The organism is Pseudoalteromonas sp. S3260, assembly GCF_005886925.1.
GTDB lineage: Bacteria > Pseudomonadota > Gammaproteobacteria > Enterobacterales > Alteromonadaceae > Pseudoalteromonas > Pseudoalteromonas tetraodonis.
On record NZ_PNCV01000295.1, the window covers coordinates 1 to 381 of the forward strand.

Here is a 381-nt window from a genome sequence, read left to right on the forward strand (position 1 = left end):
GAATATATGACCGGCGGCGTCGTATGTGTGCTTGGTAAGGTTGGGGTCAACTTTGGTGCGGGGATGACAGGTGGTTTTGCCTATGTACTCGACGAAGCCCAAGACTTTGATAAACGCATCAACCCAGAGCGGGTAGAAATAGTCGAACTGGATAACTTAGTAACACATCATGAGCACCTCCGTGGATTGATAGCTGAACACTTAGAACTCACCGGTTCGCAGCGAGCCGAGGCTATTCTTGCTAGCTTTGATCTGTATCTACCGCTGTTTAAGTTGGTGAAACCAAGATCCAGTGATGTGCAGAGTTTATTGGGTCACCGCGCCCGCAGTAGCGCGGAGTTGCGCGTACAGGCGCAATAGGAGGAAGTATGAGTCAGAATG

At 50.1% G+C, this 381-nt stretch carries 1 protein-coding gene; it reads left to right on the forward strand.

Annotation, left to right across the window (positions count from 1 at the left end; genetic code table 11):
• Positions 1 to 360: GltB/FmdC/FwdC-like GXGXG domain-containing protein (locus tag CWC14_RS18535; protein ID WP_171036893.1), on the forward strand; the 360-nt coding region annotated here is incomplete at its 5' end.
• Between the last annotated feature and the right edge of the window lie 21 nt (positions 361 to 381).